At 71.0% G+C, this 14,506-nt stretch carries 17 protein-coding genes; 8 read left to right on the top strand and 9 right to left on the bottom strand.

The features are described 5' to 3' along the window. The first annotated feature begins 12 nt into the window (after window positions 1-12). From ribD to ribH, 4 genes are read left to right on the top strand one after another with little or no spacing between them, the layout of a single operon-like run. On the top strand, window positions 13-1,029 hold the full coding sequence (gene ribD / locus ACXDC7_RS07280) for a bifunctional diaminohydroxyphosphoribosylaminopyrimidine deaminase/5-amino-6-(5-phosphoribosylamino)uracil reductase RibD (protein WP_459221689.1): 1,017 nt from the start codon (window positions 13-15) through the stop codon (window positions 1,027-1,029). Continuing rightward, window positions 1,029-1,649, top strand: coding sequence for a riboflavin synthase (locus ACXDC7_RS07275; protein ID WP_459221688.1), 621 nt, complete (start codon window positions 1,029-1,031; stop codon window positions 1,647-1,649). The genes ribD and ACXDC7_RS07275 overlap by 1 nt, the downstream gene beginning before the upstream one ends. Then, window positions 1,646-2,266, top strand: a complete 621-nt coding sequence (gene ribB, locus ACXDC7_RS07270; protein ID WP_179444154.1) for a 3,4-dihydroxy-2-butanone-4-phosphate synthase — start codon at window positions 1,646-1,648, stop codon at window positions 2,264-2,266. Before ACXDC7_RS07275 ends, ribB begins: the two co-directional genes overlap by 4 nt. Then, entirely contained in the window at window positions 2,251-2,751 is a 501-nt protein-coding gene (gene ribH / locus ACXDC7_RS07265; RefSeq protein ID WP_459221687.1) for a 6,7-dimethyl-8-ribityllumazine synthase, read from the top strand. The genes ribB and ribH overlap by 16 nt, the downstream gene beginning before the upstream one ends. On the opposite strand, the gene ACXDC7_RS07260 is transcribed toward ribH, so the two are convergent. After that, a complete protein-coding gene (locus tag ACXDC7_RS07260) occupies window positions 2,726-4,171 on the bottom strand; it encodes an MFS transporter (protein ID WP_459221686.1) in 1,446 nt (481 codons plus the stop codon). The two genes, ribH and ACXDC7_RS07260, sit on opposite strands and share 26 nt — an antisense overlap. Window positions 4,172-4,258: 87 nt before the next feature. On the opposite strand from ACXDC7_RS07260, the gene ACXDC7_RS07255 reads away from it, so the two are divergent. Further along, entirely contained in the window at window positions 4,259-4,522 is a 264-nt protein-coding gene (locus ACXDC7_RS07255; RefSeq protein WP_459221685.1) for a DUF3039 domain-containing protein, read from the top strand. A 519-nt stretch (window positions 4,523-5,041) separates the two neighbouring features. Here ACXDC7_RS07255 and ahcY read toward each other — a convergent pair. After that, the gene (gene ahcY / locus ACXDC7_RS07250; protein WP_459221684.1) at window positions 5,042-6,493 is read right to left on the bottom strand and encodes an adenosylhomocysteinase; all 1,452 of its coding nucleotides are present in this window, start codon (window positions 6,491-6,493) and stop codon (window positions 5,042-5,044) included. Between the two features lie 291 nt (window positions 6,494-6,784). On the opposite strand from ahcY, the gene ACXDC7_RS07245 reads away from it, so the two are divergent. After that, window positions 6,785-7,765: a type IV toxin-antitoxin system AbiEi family antitoxin domain-containing protein gene (locus tag ACXDC7_RS07245; RefSeq protein WP_459221683.1), complete on the top strand. Its 981-nt coding sequence runs from the start codon at window positions 6,785-6,787 to the stop codon at window positions 7,763-7,765. After that, on the top strand, window positions 7,758-8,699 hold the full coding sequence (locus ACXDC7_RS07240; RefSeq protein ID WP_459221682.1) for a nucleotidyl transferase AbiEii/AbiGii toxin family protein: 942 nt from the start codon (window positions 7,758-7,760) through the stop codon (window positions 8,697-8,699). The genes ACXDC7_RS07245 and ACXDC7_RS07240 overlap by 8 nt, the downstream gene beginning before the upstream one ends. Before the next feature lie 19 nt (window positions 8,700-8,718). Here ACXDC7_RS07240 and ACXDC7_RS07235 read toward each other — a convergent pair whose 3' ends face one another. The 7 genes from ACXDC7_RS07235 to ACXDC7_RS07205 are packed head-to-tail and all read right to left on the bottom strand — an operon-like array spanning window position 8,719 to window position 13,927. Beyond that, a complete protein-coding gene (locus tag ACXDC7_RS07235; protein WP_459221681.1) occupies window positions 8,719-9,348 on the bottom strand; it encodes a vitamin K epoxide reductase family protein in 630 nt (209 codons plus the stop codon). After that, a complete protein-coding gene (gene aroQ, locus ACXDC7_RS07230) occupies window positions 9,345-9,797 on the bottom strand; it encodes a type II 3-dehydroquinate dehydratase (protein WP_179444160.1) in 453 nt (150 codons plus the stop codon). Before aroQ ends, ACXDC7_RS07235 begins: the two co-directional genes overlap by 4 nt. Further along, window positions 9,797-10,771, bottom strand: a complete 975-nt coding sequence (locus ACXDC7_RS07225) for a cation diffusion facilitator family transporter (RefSeq protein WP_459221680.1) — start codon at window positions 10,769-10,771, stop codon at window positions 9,797-9,799. Before ACXDC7_RS07225 ends, aroQ begins: the two co-directional genes overlap by 1 nt. A gap of 39 nt (window positions 10,772-10,810) precedes the next feature. Further along, the gene (locus tag ACXDC7_RS07220; protein ID WP_459221679.1) at window positions 10,811-11,833 is read right to left on the bottom strand and encodes an SIS domain-containing protein; all 1,023 of its coding nucleotides are present in this window, start codon (window positions 11,831-11,833) and stop codon (window positions 10,811-10,813) included. 9 nt (window positions 11,834-11,842) lie between these two features. Beyond that, window positions 11,843-12,058, bottom strand: coding sequence for a Trm112 family protein (locus ACXDC7_RS07215; protein WP_218843677.1), 216 nt, complete (start codon window positions 12,056-12,058; stop codon window positions 11,843-11,845). A gap of 48 nt (window positions 12,059-12,106) precedes the next feature. Beyond that, window positions 12,107-13,501: a phosphomannomutase/phosphoglucomutase gene (locus ACXDC7_RS07210; protein WP_459221678.1), complete on the bottom strand. Its 1,395-nt coding sequence runs from the start codon at window positions 13,499-13,501 to the stop codon at window positions 12,107-12,109. Window positions 13,502-13,510: 9 nt separating this feature from the next. Further along, window positions 13,511-13,927 (bottom strand): DUF3499 domain-containing protein, encoded by a 417-nt coding sequence (locus ACXDC7_RS07205; protein WP_459221677.1) that lies wholly within the window; start codon window positions 13,925-13,927, stop codon window positions 13,511-13,513. A gap of 149 nt (window positions 13,928-14,076) precedes the next feature. On the opposite strand from ACXDC7_RS07205, the gene ACXDC7_RS07200 reads away from it, so the two are divergent. Beyond that, window positions 14,077-14,502 (top strand): metallopeptidase family protein, encoded by a 426-nt coding sequence (locus tag ACXDC7_RS07200; RefSeq protein ID WP_179444165.1) that lies wholly within the window; start codon window positions 14,077-14,079, stop codon window positions 14,500-14,502. The last annotated feature ends 4 nt before the right edge of the window (window positions 14,503-14,506 follow it).

Raw genomic sequence — 14,506 nt, 5'->3', positions numbered from 1 at the left:
GCTGGAGGACCGATGACGGGCGCGAGCTTCGCACCTGAGTCCGACGAGTGGGGCATGCGGCGAGCGATCACACGGGCTGATCGGGTTCGCCACCTGACCTCACCCAATCCCTGGGTAGGCGCGATCCTGCGTACCCGCGACGGCCGGGAGTTCGCCGGGGCCACCGAGCCCCCGCCCGGCCGGCACGCCGAACAGGTCGTGCTGGACGCGGCGCGGGCCGGGGGTGCCGACGTGACCGGCGCCACGGTGTGGGTGACGCTGGAGCCGTGTGATCATCACGGCCGCACCGCGCCCTGCACCGAGGCCCTGATCGGGGCGGGCGTGGCGCGCGTGGTGTTCGCGGTCGGCGACCCGGATCCGCGGGTCGACGGGCGCGGCGCCGCACGGCTGAGGGCTGCCGGGATCGCCGTCACCGAAGGGGTTTGCACGGATCGAGCGACGGATCAACTGCGGCCCTATCTGACCCATCGGCGGACGGGCAGGCCGTTCGTGATCATGAAGCTCGCGGCGAGCCTGGACGGCCGGATCGCGGCCGCCGACGGCAGCTCGCGCTGGGTGACCGGGGACGCCGCCCGCGCGGAGGCGCATCGGCTGCGGGCGCAGTGCGACGCGGTGCTGGTCGGGGCGGGCACGGTGCGGACCGACGACCCCGAGTTGACGGTACGGGCGGTTGCCGGGCGCGACCCCCTGCGGGTGGTGCTGGGCAGGGCGCCGGCGGGGGCACGGGTGCACCCGTGCCTGGAGCTGTCCGGGCCGCTGCCCGACGTGCTGGACGATCTTGGCCGTCGCGGCGTGCTGCAGTTGCTGGTGGAGGGCGGCTCCCGGGTCGCCCACGACTTCCATCGTGCGGGGCTGGTCGACCGCTACCTGATGCACCTGGCGCCCGCGCTGTTCGGCGGCGACGACGCGGCGCCGCTGTTCCGCGGGAGCGGGGCGCGCAGCATCGACGAGGTGTGGCGCGGCCGGATCGCCGGGGTGCGCCACCTCGGCGGCGATCTCGTGGTCGAGCTGGAGAAGGGGGTGGCCTGATGTTCACGGGAATCGTGGCCGAGCTGGGCACCGTGACGGAGGCGACCGGCGGCCGACTGGTGATCACCTGTACCGAGGTGCTGGCCGATGCGGCGCTCGGCGACTCGATCGCGGTCAACGGCTGCTGCCTGACCGTGGTGGAGCGTGGTGCCGACTGGTGGCGCGCCGATCTCAGCGCCGAGACGCTGCGGCGTACCGCGCTGGGCGAGCTGGTGGCCGGCGAGGTGGTGAATCTGGAGCGTCCGGCCCGGCTGGGTGGCCGGCTGGACGGGCACCTGGTCACCGGTCATGTGGACGGGGTCGGGCGGGTCCTCTCCCCCGCTCCTGACCTGCGGGTGTCGCTGCCGGATGATCTTGCGCGCTATGTGGTGGCGAAGGGCTCGATCGCCGTGGACGGGGTGAGCCTGACGGTGGTCGAGCCGGATGATCATTCCTTCGGCGCGGCGATCATCCCGCACACCGCCGCGGCCACCACGCTCGGCCGCAGGGCGCCGGGCGATGCGGTGCATCTGGAGGCCGATGTGACCGCCAAGCATGTCGAGCGGCTGCTCGCGTGGCGGGACGAGCGGCTGCTCGCGTGGCGGGACGAGCGACTGCTCGCGTGGCGGGAGGGGCGATGAGCGCGGTCGAGGAGGCGGTCGCCGCCATCGCGGCGGGCGGGATGGCGCTGGTGCTCGATGCCGCCGACCGCGAGGCCGAGGGTGATCTGATCATGGCCGCGGATGCGGCCGACGCGTCGTCGCTGGCGTTCTTCCTGGCCCACACCTCGGGCTTCATCTGCTGCGCGATCACGCCCGAGCGGGCCGACGAGCTCGCGCTGCCGGCGATGACGAGCGCGCAGGAGGACCCGCTGCGCACGGCGTACCTGGTCACCGTCGACGTTGCCGACGCCGGGACCGGGATCTCCGCCGCGGAGCGCGCGGGTGCCGCCCGGGCGCTGGCCGATCCGTCGGCCGGGCCCGAGGCCTTGCGCCGGCCCGGGCACCTGGTGCCGCTGCGGGCGCGGCCGGGCGGGGTTGCGGAGCGGCCCGGGCACACCGAGGCCGCGGTCGACCTGGCGCGCCTGGCGGGGCGGGCGCCCGCGGGTGTGCTGTGCGAGGTGGTGACGGCGGACAAGCGGGGCATGGCCCGCGCGCCCGAGCTGCGCCGGTTCGCCGCCCGGCACGCCCTACCGATGATCACGATCGCGGAACTGTCCGCACACCTGGAGGAGAGGCTGGCATGGGCACGGATGTGAGGTACGCCGGGCGGGTCGAGCCCGCCCTCGACGCGACGGGTCTGCGGATCGCCGTGGCGTGTGGGCGGTTCAACGATCACGTGACGATGCGGCTGCTGGAGGGTACGCGGCGCGAGCTGGCGGGCCTCGGCGGGGAACCGGCCGTGGAGGCCTGGGTGCCGGGCGCGTTCGAGCTGCCGTTCGCCTGTCGGCGGCTGGCGGTTGAGCATGACGCGGTGATCGCCCTCGGCTGCGTGATCCGCGGCGACACCGCGCATTTCGATCATGTCGCCGGGCAGGCGGCGGCCGGGCTGATGCGGGTCGGGCTGGACACCGGCGTACCGGTCGTCTTCGGCGTACTGACGACCGAGAACATCGACCAGGCATTGGCCCGCAGCGAGGGCGCCGGCGGCCACAATGTCGGCGCCGAGGCCGCCCGGACCGCCGTCGAGATGAGCCGCTTCGGTGACCGGGCGCGCGTCAGCGCAGGGGGACGGTCTCGCTGACGCGGCCGATCCGGAGGGCGAACGGGAGGGCCAACACGGCGACGACCATCATCGCGGAGGCGACGGTGCCGAAGGTCAGCGGCAGGTTTCCCGACGGGTGCAGCGCGGCGAAGATCGTGCCGGACAGGCCGACGAAGATGCTGACGCCGATGCCCTCGGCGATCTGCAGCGAGGCGGCATTGCGGCCCTGCTGCGCGGTCGGCGACAGCGTCATCACGACCAGGCTGGTGCTCGCCACGGCGAGCCCCATCCCCAGGCCGGCGATCACCCAGCCGAGGGCGACGATCCCGGGCCAGGCGGCCGGCAGCCAGGACGCGATCGACGCCACGCCGACCCCGACCGCGACGGCGATCACCCCGAACACGACGAGCCGATTGCGGCTCCCCCGCACCCACGGGCGCGACTGGCCCCAGGCGCCGAGGGCCCAGCCGAGCGAGCCGACGGTGAGGATCGCTCCGGCCAGGGTCAGGCTCAGGCCGCGGGTTTCGACCAGCATCAGCGGCAGGAACGACTCGGCACCGAAGAACGCGCCGGGGAAGATCATCCGGCACCAGACCACCGAGGCCAGGCCACGCCGCATCCGCGCGAACCCTTCCGGCATCAGCTTCGGCAGCGCGACTACCAGCAGCACCACCCCGACGACGGCGAACAGCCCGGCGAGCGACGCCATCCCGGCCGCCCACGACTGGCCGGCCGCCTGCAGGGATGCCGCGGCCGCCGCCGCCAACCCCGGTGCCCACAGCGGGATCGGGGTCGCATTGTCGGCATCGGCGTCGAGCAGGCCGGCGCGCGCCACCCGGACCACGATGGGGATCACCAGCACCGCCGCGAGCAACAGCAGCGGCAGCACGGAGAAGAAGACCCAGTGCCAGGACAGCCGTTCGGCCAGCCAGCCCGCGATCGGCGGCCCGACGAAGGCCGGCACCACCCAGGCGGCCGAGATCCACGCCATCACCCGCGCCCGGTCCGCATCGTCGAAGAGCCGCGCGATCACCACGGTCAGGCTGACGAACATCGCGCCGGCGCCGAGCCCCTGGGTGAGCCGGCCGACGAGCAGCATCGGCCAGACCGGCGCAACCCCCGCGACCACGAGCCCGACGGCGAACAGGGCGAACCCGATCAGCATCGGGCGCAGCGGCCCGATCCGGTCGTTCACCCGGCCGCCGACCGCCGTGCCGACGAGCTGACCGATGACGAACAGGGTGAACGCCCAGGCGTAGTAGGTCAGGCCGTCGAGGTCGCGCGCCGCCTCCGGCATGGCGGTCGCCACCGCGATATTCTCGAAGGCGGCGCTGAACACCCCCGAGACCATGCCGATGATCAGCATCGGGGTGGGTCGGATCGTGCCGTCCGCCCGCACGGACACGCCGCCGACCGATCGGGACGTCGACGCGGTGGCATCGGAGGGACGGTCGGGCACAGGGTCATGCAACCACCTCGACCCCGCTTGCGGTCAACGCAACGCGGGTTCTCCTCGCCGCGACGCGGCCGACGTAGACTCCCGCCCATGACGCAGCAGCAGTTGAGCCCGGGCGCGGAGACGATCCTCGACGAGCGCACCGACACCACTCCGGCGGAGCCGGGTGATCATGAACGGCTCTCGCACTACGTCGCGAAGGACAAGCTGACCGAGGCGATGGTGCTGGGTACGCCGGTGATCGCGCTGTGCGGGAAGGTGTGGGTCCCGAGCCGCAACCCGGACAAGTTCCCGGTCTGCCCGGAGTGCAAGGAGATCTGGGAGACCCTGCGCCCGGAGGACGGCGAGGACTGAGTCGTTCGCGTACCCCTCGGCACAACCGACCACTTGTGGGGATGTCGGCGCCCGCCGCGCGGCAGTTCGCGTACCCCCTCGCCGATACCGACCACTCGCCGGGATAATGGCGCCCGCCGACCCAAATCGATGACCAGAACCCTGACGAGCGGTCGATATCGGCGATGCGGGTACGCCCGACCCGCAGCCACCGCACTGACCCACCGCAACTCGCGGCCCCGACCGCACTCATCGACGCCGCGTCCACGCCTGACCCGCCGACCGCCCGCCACAACCGACCACTCGCCCGGATATTGGCGCCCGCCGACCCAGATCGATGACCAAAACCCTGACGAGCGGTCGATATCGGCCACGCGGGTACGCCCGACCCGCGGATGCCGGTTCCGTTCGCGGTAACAAGGGCAACCCACAATCCGCGGGCCGAACCGGCAGCCGCGAACGATACTCAGCTCGCGGATGCCGATTCAGCTCGCGGATGCCGGTTCAGCTCGCGGGGTCGGATCGCGGACGCGCCCGCGGTCAGTAGCGGTACGCCTCCGGCTTGTACGGGCCGGCCTGCTCCACGCCGAGATAGCTCGCCTGCTCCGGCGTCAGCTCGGTCAGCTCCACGCCGAGGGCGCCGAGGTGCAGCCGGGCGACCTCCTCGTCGAGGTGCTTGGGCAGCACGTAGACGCCGACCGGGTACTCGTCGGGCTTGGTGAACAGCTCGATCTGGGCCAGCACCTGGTTGGTGAAGGAATTGCTCATCACGAAGCTCGGGTGCCCGGTCGCGTTGCCGAGGTTCAGCAGCCGGCCCTCGGACAAGACGATGATCGAGCGCCCGTCGGGGAAGGTCCAGGTGTGCACCTGCGGCTTCACCTCGTCCTTGACCACCCCGTCGATCCGGGCCAGCCCGGCCATGTCGATCTCGTTGTCGAAGTGGCCGATGTTGCCGATGATCGCCTGGTGCTTCATCCGCGACATCTGGTCGGCGGTGATCACGTCCTTGCAGCCGGTGGCGGTGACGAAGATGTCGGCGGTCTCCACGACGTCCTCGAGCCGGGCGACCTGGTAGCCGTCCATCGCCGCCTGCAGCGCACAGATCGGATCGATCTCGGTCACGATCACCCGGGCGCCCTGCCCGCGCAGGGATTCCGCGCAGCCCTTGCCGACGTCGCCGTAGCCGCAGACCACCGCGACCTTGCCGCCGATCAGCACGTCGGTGGCGCGATTGATGCCGTCGATCAGCGAGTGCCGGCAGCCGTACTTGTTGTCGAACTTCGACTTGGTCACCGAGTCGTTGACGTTGATCGCCGGGAACAGCAGTTGATCATCGCGGGCCATCTCGGCCAGCCGGTGCACGCCGGTGGTGGTCTCCTCGGTGACGCCCTTGATCTCGTTGGCCAGCGCCACCCAGTCGGTGCGCTGCTCGGCAAGGTTGTCCGCGATCAGCGCCAGCAGGACCCGCAGCTCCTCCGGGTCGTCCTCGCCGGCCTCGCGCACCCGCCCGGCCTTCAGGTACTCCACCGCGGAGTGCAGCAGCATCGTCGCGTCCCCGCCGTCGTCGAGGATCATGTTCGGGTGCTCGCCGTCCGGCCAGTTCAGGATCTGCTCGGTGCACCACCAGTACTCCTCCAGGGTCTCGCCCTTCCAAGCGAATACCGGTACGCCGGCCGGCGCCTCGGGCGTACCCGAACCGACGGCCACCGCCGCCGCGGCATGGTCCTGGGTGGAGTAGATGTTGCACGACGCCCAGCGCACCTGCGCGCCGAGCGCGACCAGCGTCTCGATCAGCACGGCCGTCTGCACGGTCATGTGCAGGGACCCGGCGATCCGGGCGCCGGCCAGCGGCTGCGACTCGGCGTACCGCTCGCGCATCGCCATCAGGCCCGGCATCTCGTGCTCGGCGAGCGTGATCTCCTTGCGGCCGAAGTCGGCGAGCCCGAGGTCGGCGACCCGGAAGTCGGTGCTGGCATCGGTGGTCGTGGTCACAGGGTTCCCTTCGTTGTCGGCGCGGCCATCCTAGGCGGCCGAGTCCGAATGGCGTGTGGCCGTTCGGCCTGCGCACCTTTGCCTCGCGGTTCGGCGGCCCCTTGCCCATTGAGCACGGGCCCGCGTGGCCGGAACTGCTGCCGGTTGACCATCCAGTCATCGCCTTCGCCCATCGGTGAAAGTCGCGACCGCCCCCGGCCAGCGGCGCCGGCGATGAGTCCTAGCGTTACACTTGGAATGTATCCGGATTAGAGATACAATCCAAGCATGAAGGCTAGGTCCGCTCTCCGTATGCTTGCCGAGATCACCGCCTACCAGTGGGGCATGGTGACATCGGCTCAAGCCAGCATGCACGGCATCTCGCGTCTCGACCTCTCCCGACTCGCCGCTGACGGCCAGCTGGAACGCATCGCCCACGGGGTCTACAAGGACGTTGGCGCTCCCGCCGGTCCGCACGACAACCTGAAGGCAGCCTGGCTCAGCACCGATCCGAAGACGATGGGCGAGGCGCGCATCAAGGACCTCGCCAACGGTGTCGTTGTGGCAGGAGAGTCCGCCGCCGACGTGCACGGCATCGGTGACTTCCGCACCCTGCGGCACGAATTCGTCTCCCCCGTCCGCCGCCAGAGCCAGCGCAGCACCATCCGTTACCGCCAGCGCACCCTTGATCCCGGCGACGTCACGCTCATCGATGGCCTGCCGGTCATGACGATGGAGCGCACCGTCGCCGACCTGATCGAAGAGGTGGGTGACCTCAGCCTCGTAGCTGACGCACTGCGCGATGCCTTTCGCGCGCGCGAGATCAACCTCGGCCGGCTCCGGTCACTCCTCGCTCCGCTGGCCCAGCGCAACGGATTCAGGAATGGCGATGGTGCCGCCCTGCTGGATCGGCTGATGGAGATCGCAGGCATTGACCCGGGGGCTGTCGCTCGTCGAGTTGCCGCGAGCTTCTTCGTCGGTCTCAGCAGGGAGGACCTCGGTCTGCTCGTCATGACTCCGGAGATGCAACAGACGATCCAGGAATTGGTCGCCGCAGTCATCCGAAGCGCCGTGGGTCCAACGCTCACCGACATCCACGCCACTATGGCGCTCGCGAGCGCCGACCTGGTCAAGAACACAGGTCTCGACGAGATCTCAACACATCTCGTCAACAGCGGCATCATGGAGAAGCTCAGCCAGGGGTGGGCCACTGCCCTGAGCGACAACGTCGTGCTCAAGGAGGAGGCGCTCGCCGCCACTCGTACGGGCCAGAGGGCGCCCAAGCGTGACTGAGCTCGAGCCCTACTCCACTCCGGGCGGCGTCGAGAACGCGATCAAGGACGCTGCGAGGAGGGCAGCTGCGGACGAGCCATCGCTCGATGTCAGCAAGCGGATTCAGTTGGAGTACTTCAACCGCTTCTTGAGCCGCGTGTTCTCCGAGGCCGGGGACTCCGAGTGGGTGCTGAAGGGCGGCACAGGCATGCTCGCCCGAGTGCCTTCGACCCGCGCTACTCTGGACATCGACCTGTACCGCCTCGGCTCCACTCTCACCCAAGCCCTCGACGATCTGATCCGCCTGGCAGCCATCGACCTCGGCGATCACTTCCGGTTCGACCACGTCAGCCACACCCAGTCGATCGGCGACGCAACCCAGCCTTACACCGAGGGCTACCGGGTCCAATTCGAGATCCTGATCGGGCTCAGCACCAGGGGCCGCCTGCACGTGGACCTCGCCGTCGGCACCGGAAGCACCAGAGAGGTCACCACGACCGACCCGGCGAACGCACTGGATCTGCCGCGTCTCGTCAGCCATCCGTATCGCCTCTACCCCGTCGTCGATCAGATCGCCGACAAGGTCTGCGCGACCATGACCACGTACAACGAACGTGCGTCAAGCCGCGCGAAGGACCTCGTCGACCTCGTCGTCATCGCGACCACGCAGGACATCGACGGCAGCGCGCTGCGAGTCGCCGTCGTTACCGAGGCACGCCGACGCCAGATGGAGCCGTTCGACAGCTTCATGGTGCCCTCCGGGTGGGCAGGCGGCTACGCGAGGCTGAGCAAGCCCGTCCCATACTGCACCGACTACCAGACTGTTGACCGCGCTGCCGTTCTAACGAAGCGTCTCATCGACCCCGCGCTCTCCGGCGAGGCGGATGGCAAGACATGGTCGCACGAGACGCTGTCCTGGACTGACGACAACCAACAGAAAGCCGGCCCGCGTTGACAGGCGAACACGGCACAGCTCAGAGCACGAACAAGATGACGGAGACGACGAGCGCGGCGGCGGCGATCCACCAGACCACCGTCAGCGGCAGTGCCATCCGGGAGAGGAAGCCGGCGGCGCCGCGCAGCGAGCCCGGGATGGCGTCGCGCCAGGCATGCAGATTGCGCGCCGTGACCGCGAAGAACATCGGCATCGTGATGGCCCAGACCGCCATGCAGTAGGGGCAGATGGCGCCGATGTCGAACATCGTGTTGATCATCAGCCAGTGCACGAAGACCGCGCCGAAGATCACTCCCGCCTGCAGGCCGCCCCAGAACCACTCGGCGAACCGCGCCCCGGCCAGCAGCCCCATGCCGACGGCGATGGTGATTCCGAAGCAGACCAGGCCGAGGAACGGGTTGGGGAAGCCGAACGCGTTCGACTGCCACGAGCGCATCACCTCGGCGCACTGGATCTGCGCGTTGATGTCGCAGACCAGCGCCTGGTCCGGATTCTGCAGCAAGGTGATCTTCTCGATGCTCAGCGCCATCGCGCAGAACAGCCCGACCGCGGAGCAGATCACCAGGATCAGCCCCAGTGCTCGCCGGGAGAGCGGCTCGGGATCGGTGTCGACGACCTCGTCGTCGAGCAGCTCGTCGGTCATCGTCATTCCTGTTCCTCGTCTCGGCGCGCGATGCGGTCGGCGAGGGCACGCAGCGCGAGCCGATAGCCGTCGACGCCGAGGCCGGCGATCACACCGGTGGCGTAGGGGGTGATGTAGGAGTGTCGCCGAAACTCCTCGCGGGCATGCACATTGCTCAGGTGCACCTCGATCAGGTCCGCCGTGCGCTGGGCGACGGCATCGGCGATCGCGATCGAGTAGTGGGTCCACGCCGCCGGGTTCAGCACCACCGGCAGCGATTCGTCGGCGGCCTCGTGCAACCAGCCGATCATCTCGGCCTCGGCGTCGGTCTGCCGGACCTCGATACCCAGGCCCAGTCCGGACCCGAAGTCCACCAGTTGTGCCGCGAGTTGATCATGGGTGAGCGACCCGTAGATCTCCGGTTCGCGGCGACCGAGGCGGCCGAGATTGGGGCCGTTCAGAACGAGTACGCGCATCAGTGCTCCGCGCCGTCGGGTCGCGGTGCCGGCCGGTAGTCGGCGGCGTAGATGTCGGGCTCGAGGTAGCAGTGGGTGACCGTCGGCTCGGCGGCGGCGATCCGCTCCTCCGCGGCGTTGATCACCCGGGCGACATCGTCGGCGCTGGTCGCATCGGCAACGGAGATCTTGGCCGCGACCAGAACGTCGTCGGGGCCGAGCTGCAGGGTACGCAGGTTCAGCAGCCGGTCGACCCCGGGCGTACCGGTGATCGCCTCGGTGATCGCCTCGATGTCCTCCGCGCTCGCCGACTCGCCGATCAGCAGGGAGCGCATCTCCCAGGCCAGCACGGCGGCGACGACGACCAGCAGGACGCCGATCATGGCGGTGCCGATCACGTCGAAGATCCCGTTGCCGGTGAGCAGGGTCAGGCCGACACCGAACAGGGCGAGGACCAGACCGATCAGGGCCGCCAGATCCTCCAACAGGATCACCGGAAGCTCCGGGGACTTGGAATTGCGGATGAAGGCGGGGAAGCTCTGCCGGCCGCGCGCGGCATTGCCCTCCTTGAGCGCCGTGCGGAAGGAGAACGACTCGGCGATGATCGCGAATCCCAGCACCGCCAGCGGCACCCACCACCACTGGCTCTCCAGCAGCTCGTTCGGGTGGCCGGTGCGCACCTCCTCGAACTTGTGGTACGCCTCGTAGAGCGCGAACAGGCCGCCGACGGAGAACAGCACGATCGACACGACGAAGGCATAGAGGTAGCGGACCCGGCCGTAGCCGAACGGATGCTCGGCGTCGGCCGGCCGCCGGCCGCGCCGACCGCCGATCAGCAACAACACCTGGTTGCCGGAGTCGGCGACCGAGTGGATCGCCTCGGCCAGCATCGAGGAGGCACCCGTCAGCCCCCAGGCGACGAACTTCGCGACGGCGATCGACAGATTCGCCGTCAGGGCCGCCACGACGGCCCTGGTCCCTCCCTCAGCGCTCACGAGACGCCATTGTGCCAGCGCCGCCGAAGATGGGAACCATCACTGGAGCCGATCCAGGCCGACGGCGAGATAGCAGGCGGTGAAGAGCCCGGTCTGCAGGACAGTGGCGTAGCGCTCCAGGTCGGACCCGTGCTGGGCCGAGATCAGGCAGACCCGGACGTCGTGGCGGGCCGCGGCGCCGGTCAGCCGGTTGCGGTCCAACCGGACGTGCTCGTCGGCCGAGCCGTCGTCGAGCTCGATCAGGGCCGGGCGTCGATCGGCGGGCGCATCGTCGGTGAACGGATCGGCGAACGGGTCTCGGCGGCCGGCCGCCTCGATCACCGGCGTCAGCTCGCCTGCATCGGCGGCCAGCGCGGCCCGCCCGGTCGCGGCCCGGATGGCCTCGGCGATCCGGCGGCTGGCCCGCGCGGCCAGTACCGACCCGCCCCAGATCAGCGGCTGCGCATCGGCCAGGCCGAGCGCGATGTCCTTGGCCGGGTTGGTGGCGATGCTCTCGTGCGGCGAACAGTCCTCGGCGACCCGGTCCATCGCGTCGGCAACCTGTTCCGGCGAGGTGGACGGGCCGAGCCCGGCGTCGTGCAGGCCGGCCAGGGCGATCACGACGGCCGCCAGCGGGTCGCCGGTCACGGTCGGCAACACGATGCTGGAACGGCCGCCGGCGAACTCGGCGATCGCGGACGGCACCGGGCAGGCGATCATCAAGGTGGCGCCGCGGCGTACCGCCTCGCGGACGGTGGCGATCAGGTCGGGCGAACCGCCGTCGGAGGCGCTGACCACCACCAGATCGAGCGCACCGACCCAGCCGGGCAGGCCGGGGCGGGGCCAGGCCAGGAACGGCACCGGGCAGGTCGGCTCCAGCAGCGCGCGGATCAGCCGGGCCTCGCCGCCCGCGGCGATCACCGCCCGCGGTCGCGGGAGGTCGCGCAGCGCCGCGCGCCCACTCTCGGCGCCCTCGGCCTCCCGGCGTACCCGCGCCCCGGCCGACGCCAGTCGGCGCAGCACATCGTCGGCGCGACCCAGCGCCAGCGGGTTCTCCAGTCGGGCGTCGTCGAACTCTGCCACCGCTGCCCCTCAGGCGGGACGGCCGGCGAGCGTGGGGCGCGCCTCGTCGACGAGCAGCACGGGAATGCCGTCCCGGACGGGGTACGCCAGACCGCACTCCGGCCCGAGGCAGATCAACTCGCCGCGATCATGATCGACCGCCAGCCGCTGGCGACAGCGCGGGCAGGCGAGGATGTCGAGCAGGTCGGCGCTGAGCGCCACGCCGTCGTCGGGTCCGGACTCCATGCGGGCAGTCTAGGCGCAGGGAAGCATCGCGTTCGCGGCATTGCGCCGCTAGCCGGTCGGCCGCGACGGCGTACCGCGGATGATCTCCAGCACCTCCTCGCGCAGCGCGGTCATCTGCTCCGGCGTGCGGGCCTCGATGTTCAACCGCAGCAGGGGCTCGGTGTTGGACGGGCGCAGATTCACCCACCAGTCCTCGGCGTTGATCAACACGCCGTCGCCCCACTCGATCTCCCCGCGCCCGGCGAAGGCGTCGGCGAAGCGGCGCAGCACGGCGTCGGCGTCGGCGACCGTGGAGTTGATCTCCCCCGACGGCGTGTAGCGGCGGAAGCTCTCGACCAGCTCCGACAGCGGACGGTCGCTGCGGCCGAGCTGGCTGAGCACGTGCAGCCCGGCGAGCATCCCGGTGTCGGCGAACCAGAAGTCCCGGAAGTAGTAGTGCGCGGAGTGCTCGCCGCCGAAGATCGCGTCGTTGTCGGCCATCGCCGCCTTGACGAAGGTGTGCCCGACCCGCGAGGTCACGCTGCGCCCGCCCTGCTCGGCGACCACCTCGGCGACGGTGCGCGAGGTGATCGTGTTGCGGACGACCGCCGCGCCCGGTTCGCGCCCGAGCTCGGCGCTGGCGATCATCGCGGTGATCGCCGACGGGTCGACCACGGCGCCGGTGTCGTCGACCACGAAGCAGCGGTCGGCGTCGCCGTCGAAGACGAGCGCGCAGTCGGCACCGTGCTCGCGCACGGCCCGCTGGGCGTCGACCAGGTTCTCCGGCTCCAGCGGGTTCGGCTGATGGTTGGGGAAGCTGCCGTCCAGGTCGAGGAAGAGACCGATCACCTCGACATCGAGCGGGCCGAGGACGACCGGCGCGGTGAGACCCGCCATGCCGTTGCCCGCATCGACGACCACCCGCAGCGGCCGCAGGCCCGACAGGTCGACCAGGGAGCGCAGGTGCTCGGCGTACCCGTCCAGCACGTCGCGCTCGATCACCCGGCCGGGGGTCACGCCCGGCGCGCCGGTCTCGCCGGTCTCGCCGCGCTCGATCGCGAACGCACGGTCGCGGACGTCGCGCAGCAGCTCGGAGCTGACCGGCCGCGCGCCCGCCAGGCAGAACTTGATGCCGTTGTAGCGGGCCGGGTTGTGGCTCGCGGTGAGCTGCGCGCCGGGGAGATCGAGGCTGCCCGAGGCGTACCAGAGCTGATCGGTGCTGGCCAGCCCGATGTCGATCACATCGGCGCCGCGCGAGATCACCCCCGCCGCGAAGGCCTCAGCGAGTTCGGGGCCGCTGAGCCGCATGTCGCGGCCCATCACGCACGAGCTGCCCGGCCCCAGCCCGATCGCGTCGGCGAACGCCGCGCCTACGGCGCGGGCGCCGTCGGCGTCCCATTCGGCAGTTGCTCCCCCGAGCACGCCACGGATGTCATTTGCCTTGAAGATTCCGTCCTGCAGCACGCGCGAAGACTAGCCGCGATCGCCCCCGCCGGGCCCATCGGCCTCCGCGCCGGTCGGCGGCTCGGCCAGCACGGTCAGGTGACCGCGCCGGGCGACCTCGACCAGTCCGTTCCGCGCGGGGTCGTCGCGGCGCGCGGGGCGCTCGTCGTCGTAACCGCGACCGGCCTCCCGCACCGCATCGGCGAGCGCGAGCAGATCGTCGTTCGCCGCCTTCTCGCGTTCGAAGGTGTCGTCGGGCAGCCGGATGATCTCCCACCCGCGCGGCGCCGACAGCCCGGTCGAGTGCGACCGGCACAGGTCGTAGGAGCCCGGCTCGGCACGCAGGGCGAGCGGCCCGAGGACCGCGGTCGAGTCGGCGTAGACGTAGGTCAGGGTGGCGACCGCCCAACCTGTGCATGCGGTACGCGTACAGCGCCTGCGTGCCATGACTGCTCCCCTGCCTCGTGGTGCCGACACCGACGCGCCCCCGGCTACGTCCGGCCATTCGAGGCTAGTGGCGCGGCGGGCGCGGGCCCGGGTTCGACACACCAGCGAGGGCCCATCGGCCCCGCCGACCCGCGGGTAGGGTCGGCGGCATGCGACGCGACCGCCATGAGCGAGGGCTGCGCGGGCCGCTCGCGGCGCCGAATCCGCTGACCCGACGGCCCGCCTCGCCCCGCCGGCCGCCCGGTCGGGCGGCCTTCTTCGACGATGCCGTCGCCGAATCGGTACGCCGGGTACGCGCCTCCTGCCCGCGGGCCATCGCCGGGGTGCAGGTCGGGGTCGTCGACGTCCCCGAGATCACCGACGCCTGGCAGGAGGGCGAGGCGCCGTTGGCTGCCGCCGTCGAGCCGGTCGGCGACGAGCCGGCCCGGGTCGTGCTGTACCGGCGGCCGCTGGAGTATCGCGCGATCTCGCGGCCGGACCTGCGGTTGCTGGTGCATCGCGCGCTGGTGGAGCAGTTGTCGGCGCTGACGACGATCCCGCTGCACGAGATCGATCCCCAGCTCGACCAGCCCTGATGTC

The sequence above is a fragment of the Naumannella huperziae genome, assembly GCF_054073625.1.
Note: the sequence above shows the minus strand (reverse complement) of the source record. Positions and strands in the feature narration are given on the sequence as shown.

Bases quoted from the DNA above. Each gene is read 5' to 3' on its own strand.
- ribD (WP_459221689.1), top strand. From the start codon at position 13: ATGACGGGCGCGAGCTTCGCACCTGAGTCCGACGAGTGGGGCATGCGG.
- ACXDC7_RS07275 (WP_459221688.1), top strand. From the start codon at position 1,029: ATGTTCACGGGAATCGTGGCCGAGCTGGGCACCGTGACGGAGGCGACC.
- ribB (WP_179444154.1), top strand. From the start codon at position 1,646: ATGAGCGCGGTCGAGGAGGCGGTCGCCGCCATCGCGGCGGGCGGGATG.
- ribH (WP_459221687.1), top strand. From the start codon at position 2,251: ATGGGCACGGATGTGAGGTACGCCGGGCGGGTCGAGCCCGCCCTCGAC.
- ACXDC7_RS07255 (WP_459221685.1), top strand. From the start codon at position 4,259: ATGACGCAGCAGCAGTTGAGCCCGGGCGCGGAGACGATCCTCGACGAG.
- ACXDC7_RS07245 (WP_459221683.1), top strand. From the start codon at position 6,785: ATGCTTGCCGAGATCACCGCCTACCAGTGGGGCATGGTGACATCGGCT.
- ACXDC7_RS07235 (WP_459221681.1), bottom strand. From the start codon at position 9,348: ATGACGATGACCGACGAGCTGCTCGACGACGAGGTCGTCGACACCGAT.
- aroQ (WP_179444160.1), bottom strand. From the start codon at position 9,797: ATGCGCGTACTCGTTCTGAACGGCCCCAATCTCGGCCGCCTCGGTCGC.
- ACXDC7_RS07215 (WP_218843677.1), bottom strand. From the start codon at position 12,058: ATGGAGTCCGGACCCGACGACGGCGTGGCGCTCAGCGCCGACCTGCTC.
- ACXDC7_RS07205 (WP_459221677.1), bottom strand. From the start codon at position 13,927: ATGGCACGCAGGCGCTGTACGCGTACCGCATGCACAGGTTGGGCGGTC.
- ACXDC7_RS07200 (WP_179444165.1), top strand. From the start codon at position 14,077: ATGCGACGCGACCGCCATGAGCGAGGGCTGCGCGGGCCGCTCGCGGCG.